The organism is Paraburkholderia sp. BR10937 (assembly GCF_040965695.1).
Classification (GTDB): Bacteria; Pseudomonadota; Gammaproteobacteria; order Burkholderiales; family Burkholderiaceae; genus Paraburkholderia.
On the sequence record NZ_JBFRCL010000114.1, the window covers coordinates 1 to 7,856 of the forward strand.

General features: G+C 65.3%; 6 protein-coding genes. 5 read left to right on the top strand and 1 reads right to left on the bottom strand.

The annotated features are described in order from the left end of the window. The coding region (locus AB4Y44_RS41915; RefSeq protein ID WP_368702760.1) for a pyridoxal-phosphate dependent enzyme at positions 1–343 on the bottom strand (343 nt) is incomplete at its 3' end. A gap of 549 nt (positions 344–892) precedes the next feature. Between AB4Y44_RS41915 and AB4Y44_RS41920 the strand changes: the two genes are divergently transcribed. From AB4Y44_RS41920 to AB4Y44_RS41940, 5 genes are all read left to right on the top strand, one after another. Continuing rightward, a complete protein-coding gene (locus AB4Y44_RS41920) occupies positions 893–4,936 on the top strand; it encodes a DUF3683 domain-containing protein (protein WP_368702761.1) in 4,044 nt (1,347 codons plus the stop codon). 40 nt (positions 4,937–4,976) lie between these two features. Then, on the top strand, positions 4,977–5,402 hold the full coding sequence (locus tag AB4Y44_RS41925) for an HIT family protein (RefSeq protein WP_342921248.1): 426 nt from the start codon (positions 4,977–4,979) through the stop codon (positions 5,400–5,402). Positions 5,403–5,492: 90 nt separating this feature from the next. Then, entirely contained in the window at positions 5,493–5,906 is a 414-nt protein-coding gene (locus AB4Y44_RS41930; RefSeq protein WP_368694024.1) for a gamma-butyrobetaine hydroxylase-like domain-containing protein, read from the top strand. A 90-nt stretch (positions 5,907–5,996) separates the two neighbouring features. Then, on the top strand, positions 5,997–6,728 hold the full coding sequence (gene ubiE / locus AB4Y44_RS41935; protein ID WP_133182926.1) for a bifunctional demethylmenaquinone methyltransferase/2-methoxy-6-polyprenyl-1,4-benzoquinol methylase UbiE: 732 nt from the start codon (positions 5,997–5,999) through the stop codon (positions 6,726–6,728). Between the two features lie 36 nt (positions 6,729–6,764). Next, complete coding sequence (locus AB4Y44_RS41940) at positions 6,765–7,781, top strand: Tim44-like domain-containing protein (RefSeq protein WP_342921246.1); 1,017 nt, start codon at positions 6,765–6,767, stop codon at positions 7,779–7,781. Positions 7,782–7,856 lie beyond the last annotated feature (75 nt).

A 7,856-nucleotide genomic window follows, 5' to 3' on the forward strand; every position in this document is an offset into this window, starting at 1 on the left:
GGGCGCGCACCGCATCGACCTTCACCTGCGGCGTGGTCACCGGCACGCAGATCACGGCCTTCACGCCGAGCTTCGCCGCCGACAGCGCCACGCCCTGCGCGTGATTGCCCGCGGAGGCGGTGATCACACCGCGCTCGAGCTGCGCGGGCGAGAGATGGGCCATCTTGTTGTACGCGCCGCGCAGCTTGAAGGAGAACACCGGCTGGTTGTCCTCGCGCTTGAGGAACACGGCGTTGCGCAGGCGCGCCGAGAGGTTCGGGGCGCGCTCGAGTTCGGTCTCGCGGGCAACGTCGTAGACGCGGGCGGTGAGGATTTTCTTCAGGTAATCGTCGTGGGAGGCCATGCGAGGGCGCGCCGGGCGCGGGTTCAGGGCGGGAAAGCGTAAATGATAGCGCCAACGGCTCCCGCGCTGGCGGCGCGCTCAGGCGGCTGACGCGGGATGGGGCGGCGCGATTCGCCGACCGGCCGGAAGGCAAATCATCGTCAAAGCGCACGCAATGAGGCGCAAACTACCCGTCAACGCAAGTGAATCTTGTGTGTTCACCAGGTTCCCACGCGGCGTCAGCGCGGGTGCGGATCATGCGGTAAAATCCTTTTTCGAAACAAGGATCGGATGATGCACTGGCAACCTCGGACAGCCCATTTGATGCCCGCACGGCGCGTAACCCGCCCGGCGGCGCAGCGGCACGCCCGCCACGCACGATCGTGTCGCTAAATCCGAGCGCCGGGGAACCATCGGCGTGAGCGTTGCCGCCATGTGCCTCCCCACCCCTTTCGTCCGCAGCCTGCCACAGGCGGACACGATTTCAGAATAGCGCCCCACGCGCCCCGTCAGTATCCGTCGCAGCGGCCGCGAGCCGTGCGCGGGACTGGCCCAAAGAGTCGTCCAACCATGAACGCACCTCAAGTTTTCGATCCTCACGGCGCCGCCGCCGTGGCCACCGACATCGAACCGCGCCTGCGCGAGATTCCCTATAACTACACGTCGTTTTCGGACCGCGAAATCGTCATCCGCCTGCTCGGCGAAGACGCATGGAACGCGCTCGCCGAGCTGCGCGCTGAGCGCCGCACCGGCCGCTCGGCGCGCATGCTCTACGAAGTGCTGGGCGACATCTGGGTCGTGCGCCGCAACCCGTATCTGCAGGACGATCTGCTCGACAATCCGAAGCGCCGCGCGCTCCTGATCGAGGCGTTGAACCACCGCCTCGCCGAAATCGAGAAGCGCCGCCGCGCCGACCTGCGGGAGCACACCGACAAGGAAGGCGTGGACCGTGCCGCGCGCGTCGAAAAGCTGGTCGGCGCCACGCGCCGCGCCATCGACGCCTTCGCGGGCGAGTTCGAGAAGATGGCCGACCTGCGGCGCCGCGCGACAAAGGTGCTCGGCAAGCGCACGGCCAAGGACAACATCCGCTTCGACGGCCTCGCGCGCGTCTCGCACGTGACCGACGCGACCGACTGGCGCGTGGAATATCCGTTCGTCGTCCTCACGCCCGATACCGAAGCCGAAATCGCCGGCCTCATCAAGGCCTGTTTCGAACTCGGCCTCACCGTGATTCCGCGCGGCGGCGGCACCGGCTACACGGGCGGCGCGGTGCCGCTCACGCCGTTCTCGGCCGTCATCAACACCGAAAAGCTCGAGCAGCTCGGTCCCGTCGAAATGACCGAGCTGCCGGGCGTGAACCGCAAGGTCGCGACGATCTTCTCGGGCGCGGGCGTGGTCACGCGCCGCGTGACCGAGGCCGCCGACGCGGCGGGCTTCGTCTTCGCAGTCGATCCGACTTCGCTGGATGCGTCCTGCATCGGCGGCAACGTCGCGATGAACGCGGGCGGCAAGAAGGCGGTGCTGTGGGGCACGGCGCTCGACAATCTCGCCTGGTGGCGCATGGTCGACCCGCAGGGCAACTGGCTCGAGGTCACGCGTCTTGACCACAACATGGGCAAGATCCACGACATTCCCGTGGCGCGCTTCGAGCTGAAGTGGTTCGACGGCGAATACGCGCCGGGCGAAAAGCTGCTGCGCTCCGAATCGCTCGATATCGAAGGCAAGCGCTTCCGCAAGGAAGGCCTAGGCAAGGACGTCACCGACAAATTCCTCGCCGGGCTGCCGGGCGTGCAGAAGGAAGGCTGCGACGGGCTCATCACGTCCGCGCGCTGGGTGCTGCACAAGATGCCTGCGCATACGCGCACGGTGTGTCTGGAGTTCTTCGGCCAGGCGCGCGAGGCGATTCCGAGCATCGTCGAGATCAAGGACTACCTGTTCGAAACGTCGAAGCAGGGCGGCGCGATTCTCGCGGGCCTCGAGCACCTCGACGAGCGCTATCTGCGCGCCGTGGGCTACGCGACCAAGAGCAAGCGCAACGCGTTTCCGAAGATGGTGCTGATCGGCGACATCGTCGGCGACGACGCCGATGCCGTGGCCACCGCGACTTCGGAAGTGATCCGCATGGCCAACGGCAAGAGCGGCGAAGGCTTCGTCGCGGTGTCCGCCGAGGCGCGCAAGCGCTTCTGGCTCGACCGCAGCCGCACGGCCGCCATTGCCAAGCACACCAACGCGTTCAAGATCAACGAAGACGTCGTGATTCCGCTCAACCGCATGGGCGAGTACACGGACGGCATCGAGCGCATCAACATCGAGCTGTCGATCAAGAACAAGCTGCAACTGGTCGACGCGCTCGAAGCGTTCTTCAAGGCGGGCAAGCTGCCGCTCGGCAAGACCGACGACGCGAACGAGATTCCCTCGGCGGAACTGCTCGAAGACCGCGTCCAGCAGGCGCTCGACCTGCTCAAGCGCGTGCGCGAGCGCTGGACCTTCGTAGGCGAGAAGCTCGATCTGTCGCTGCGCGAGGCGCAGCACTATCTCGTGCAGCTGGGCTACGAGGCGCTGGCGGAGAAGTTCGCCGACCGCGTGGACGCGCAGCCGGACGCCAACGTCTTCCACGTGACTCAGGACCGCACGGTGCGGATCTCGTGGAAGCAGGAGATCCGCGCGGAACTGCGCAAGATCTTCAACGGCGGCGAATTCAAGCCGATCCTCGAAGAGACCCAGGCGATCCACAAGAAGGTGCTGCGCGGGCGCGTGTTCGTGGCGCTGCACATGCACGCCGGCGACGGCAACGTGCACACGAACCTGCCGGTCAACTCGGACAACTACGAGATGCTGCAGGACGCGCACCATGCGGTCGCGCGCATCATGAAGCTCGCGCGTTCACTCGACGGCGTGATTTCGGGCGAGCACGGCATCGGCATCACGAAGCTCGAATTCCTGACTGACGAAGAGATCGCCGAGTTCCGCGCCTACAAGCAGCGCGTCGATCCGCAAGGCCGCTTCAACGCGGGCAAGCTGCTCGAAGGCGCCGACCTGCGCAACGCCTACACGCCGTCGTTCGGCCTGATGGGCTACGAGTCGCTCATCATGAAGCAGTCCGACATCGGCGCGATTGCCGATTCGGTGAAGGACTGCCTGCGCTGCGGCAAGTGCAAGCCGGTGTGCGCGACGCACGTGCCGCGCGCGAACCTGCTCTACAGCCCGCGCAACAAGATTCTCGCGACGTCCTTGCTGGTCGAGGCGTTCCTGTACGAGGAGCAGACGCGCCGTGGCGTGTCGATCAAGCACTGGGACGAGTTCAACGACGTGGCCGACCACTGCACGGTCTGCCACAAGTGCGTGACGCCGTGCCCGGTCAAGATCGACTTCGGCGACGTGACCATGAACATGCGCAATCTGCTGCGCAAGATGGGCAAGAAGAAGTTCAACGCGGGCAACGCCGCGGGCATGTTCTTCCTGAACGCCACGAACCCGCAGACCATCAACCTCGCACGCACCGCGATGATGGGCGTGGGCTACAAGGCGCAGCGCCTCGGCAACGACCTGCTCAAGAAGGTCGTGAAGAAGCAGACGGCGTTGCCGCCCGCATCGACGGGCAAGCCGGCCGTGGTCGAGCAGGTGATCCACTTCGTCAACAAGAAGATGCCGGGCAACCTGCCGAAGAAGACGGCGCGCGCGCTGCTCGACATCGAAGACAACAAGATCGTGCCGATCATCCGCAACCCGAAGACGACGAACGTCGATTCGGAAGCGGTGTTCTACTTCCCCGGCTGCGGCTCGGAGCGTCTGTTCTCGCAAGTGGGCCTCGCCACCCAGGCCATGCTCTGGGAAGCGGGCGTGCAGACGGTGCTGCCGCCGGGCTACCTGTGCTGCGGCTATCCGCAGCGCGGCTCGGGCCAGTACGACAAGGCCGAGAAGATCGTCACCGATAACCGCGTGCTGTTCCACCGCGTCGCGAACACGCTCAACTACCTCGACATCAAGACCGTCGTGGTGTCGTGCGGGACCTGCTACGACCAGCTTGCGGGTTATGAATTCGACAAGATTTTCCCGGGATGCCGCATCATCGACATCCACGAGTTCCTGCTCGAGAAGGGCATCAAGCTCGACGGCGTGACGGGCACGCGCTACATGTACCACGACCCGTGCCACACGCCGATCAAGACGATGGATCCGGTCAAGCTCGTCAATGAGCTGATGGGTTCCGAACACGACGGTTACAGGATCGAGAAGAACGATCGCTGCTGCGGCGAATCGGGCACGCTGGCCGTGACGCGCCCGGACGTTTCGACGCAGGTGCGTTTCCGCAAGGAAGAGGAAATCCGCAAGGGCGCGGCGAAGCTGCGCGGCATTCCGATCGTCGGCAACGGCGCGAACGGGGTGCAGCCGGCGACGCAGCAGGAAGCGGGCGGGCAGGGTACGACGCAGGACGTCAAGATTCTCACGTCTTGCCCGTCGTGCCTGCAGGGTCTGTCGCGGTACAACGAAGACGCCAACATCGAAGCCGACTACATCGTGGTGGAAATCGCCCGCCACATACTTGGCGAAAACTGGATGGCGGACTACGTTCAGAACGCGAACAATGGCGGAATCGAGCGCGTGCTGGTCTAATGGCAGCGCTCAATTTCCGTGAACGGGTTCGAGGACGACGATGACATGCGTATTCTGCAGTGAGGAAGGCGGCGATCTGCTGTGGCAGGACGAGCGCATGCGCGTCGTGCTCGCGACTGCCGAGGCCGACTATCCCGGCTTTTGCCGGGTCATCTGGAATGCGCACGTCGCCGAATTCTCGGACCTGGGCGCGGCCGACCGGGAACATCTGATGCGCGCGGTCTACGCCGTCGAGCGTGCGCTGCGCCGTGTCATGCAGCCTTCGAAGGTGAATCTGGCGAGCCTCGGCAACCAGGTGCCGCACGTGCACTGGCACGTCATTCCGCGTTTCACGAACGATGCCCATTTCCCGCTGCCCGTCTGGGCGCCGCGCCAGCGCACTGTGTCCGAGGCGATGCTGGGTCAGCGCCGCGCGCAGGCCACGCTGCTGCGCGACGCGGTGCGCCAGGAAATGGAGCAGGCTTAAGGCCTGAGCGGGCGGGGGCGGTGAGCGTCCAATGCGCGATCAATTGCGCGATCAATTGCGTCCAGTACGCGTCCAACAGCGGGAACGATCATGAGTGGACTGAAATCCGATACGCCGGTGCCGACCGGCGTCGTGGTGCACGCCGTCTCGCGCGTGCTGGAACTCCAGTATGCGAACGGGGAGAGCTACCGCGTGCCCTTCGAGCTGATGCGCGTGTATTCGCCCTCGGCCGAGGTGCGCGGGCACGGCGCCGGCCAGGAAACGCTGCAGACGGGCAAGCGCGAGGTGACGATTACGGCGCTTGAAGGTGTCGGCAACTACGCGCTGCAGCCCACGTTCTCCGACGGCCACAACACCGGCATCTACTCGTGGGACCAGCTCTACGAGCTCGCCACGCGCCAGGACGAACTCTGGGCGGAATATTTCGCCAGACTGAAGGCGGCGGGCGTCGAGCGCGACGCCCCCATGGCGGCGCCCCCTGCCGCGCATGGCCACTGCCACTGACGCTTCCTGTTACGATCCAGCCCCGCCGCATCTCTGACAGACGCGGCGCAGCACACCAATAGAACACCCTTCCGCGAAAGGACGAGCGCGATGAGCAAAACCCACTTCGGCTATCAGACAGTCGACGAACAGGACAAGGCGAAGAAGGTGGCCGGCGTGTTTCACTCGGTCGCCTCGAACTACGACCTGATGAACGATCTGATGTCGGGCGGGCTGCACCGCGCGTGGAAGGCGTTCACGATCGCGCAGGCGAACATCCGGCCCGGCGCGAAGGTGCTCGATATTGCCGGCGGCACTGGCGACCTTTCCATGGCGTTCGCGAAGAAGGCGGGCCCCACTGGCGAGGTCTGGCACACCGACATCAACGAGTCGATGCTGCGCGTGGGCCGCGACCGCCTCATCGACAACGGCGTGATCACGCCGGCGCTCCTTTGCGACGCCGAGAAAATTCCCTTTCCGGACAACTACTTCGACGTGGTGACCGTGGCTTTCGGGCTGCGCAACATGACGCACAAGGACGCTGCGCTCGCCGAGATGCGCCGCGTGCTCAAACCGGGCGGGCGCGTGCTCGTGCTCGAATTCTCGAAGGTCTGGGAGCCGCTCAAGAAGGCCTACGACGTCTACTCGTTCAAGGTGCTGCCGTGGCTCGGCAAGCGCTTTGCCCAGGACGCGGACAGCTACCAGTACCTCGCGGAATCGATCCGCATGCATCCGGACCAGGAAACACTCAAGACGATGATGGAACAAGTCGGCCTCGACGCCGTCAAATATTACAATTTGTCAGCTGGCGTGGTAGCCTTACACGTCGGCACAAAGTATTAGTGTTCCCAACTCACTGTCTTTAAAGGAATTTCTGCCATGTCTGAGCCCTGCAACGTTGCTTCCAAAAAGCTTTCATCGTCATGGGCCAGACGAATCGGCGTCCTGGCCCTTGCCGGCGTGATGATTGCCGGCAGCCTCGCATCATTCGATGCAGAGGCTCGCCGCATGGGTGGCGGCCGCAGTTTCGGCAAGCAGTCGTCCACGGCTACGCAGCGCAGCACCACGCCGCCGCCGGCCCAGCCCACCCCCACGAATCCCGCGCAGCAGGCCGGAGCCCAGCGCGCTCCCGGCACGCCGGCTCCCACGCCCGCGCCCGCACCGGCGCGCAATCGCTGGCTTGGGCCGATCGCGGGTCTCGCGGCCGGTCTCGGCATCGCCGCGCTGCTTTCGCACTTCGGTCTTGGCGAGGCGTTTGCCGGCATGATGGCCAACATGATCGTGATCGCGATCATCGCCTTTATCGCCGTCTGGCTGATCCGCAAGTTCATGAGCCGCCGCCGTGCCGCGGAACCTGCGTACCAGGGCGGGTACTCGTCGAACAGCACGAACCCGTCGTCGGGCGGATATCAGCCGCAGGAGCCGCGCTACACCGCGCCGCCCACGGGGCAGTACCTCGCGCCTGAAGCCAATCCGGTCAGCACGCCGAACATCGATACGCCGGCAGCTGCGTCGATTCCGGCCGGCTTCGACACGGAAGCCTTCGTGCGCAATGCGAAGGTCTACTTCGTGCGCCTGCAGGCCGCATGGGACGCCGGCAACATGGACGACATCCGTGAATTCACGACGCCCGAGATGTTCGCCGAAATCCGCGTCGATCTCGCGGGCCGCGGCGCGCAGCCCAACCAGACCGATGTCGTGCAGCTCAACGCGGACCTGCTCGGCGTGGAAGACCGCGGCAGCGAATACCTGGCGAGCGTGCGCTTCTCCGGCCTGATTCGCGAAGCCATGGGCGAGCCGGCCGCGCCGTTCGTCGAGGTGTGGAATCTCTCGAAGTCGCGCACGTCGGGCGAAGGCTGGCTGCTCGCGGGCATCCAGCAGGTCGAATCTCACTGAGCCGGTACCCGGGCCGCGCGTCTCGTGACTTGATCCAGATCGGCGTGGGGGGGCGTCCGGGCGGCGCACCCCATG

Coding starts and splice junctions, on each gene's coding strand:
- AB4Y44_RS41920 (WP_368702761.1), top strand. CDS start 893: ATGAACGCACCTCAAGTTTTCGATCCTCACGGCGCCGCCGCCGTGGCC.
- AB4Y44_RS41925 (WP_342921248.1), top strand. CDS start 4,977: ATGACATGCGTATTCTGCAGTGAGGAAGGCGGCGATCTGCTGTGGCAG.
- AB4Y44_RS41930 (WP_368694024.1), top strand. CDS start 5,493: ATGAGTGGACTGAAATCCGATACGCCGGTGCCGACCGGCGTCGTGGTG.
- ubiE (WP_133182926.1), top strand. CDS start 5,997: ATGAGCAAAACCCACTTCGGCTATCAGACAGTCGACGAACAGGACAAG.
- AB4Y44_RS41940 (WP_342921246.1), top strand. CDS start 6,765: ATGTCTGAGCCCTGCAACGTTGCTTCCAAAAAGCTTTCATCGTCATGG.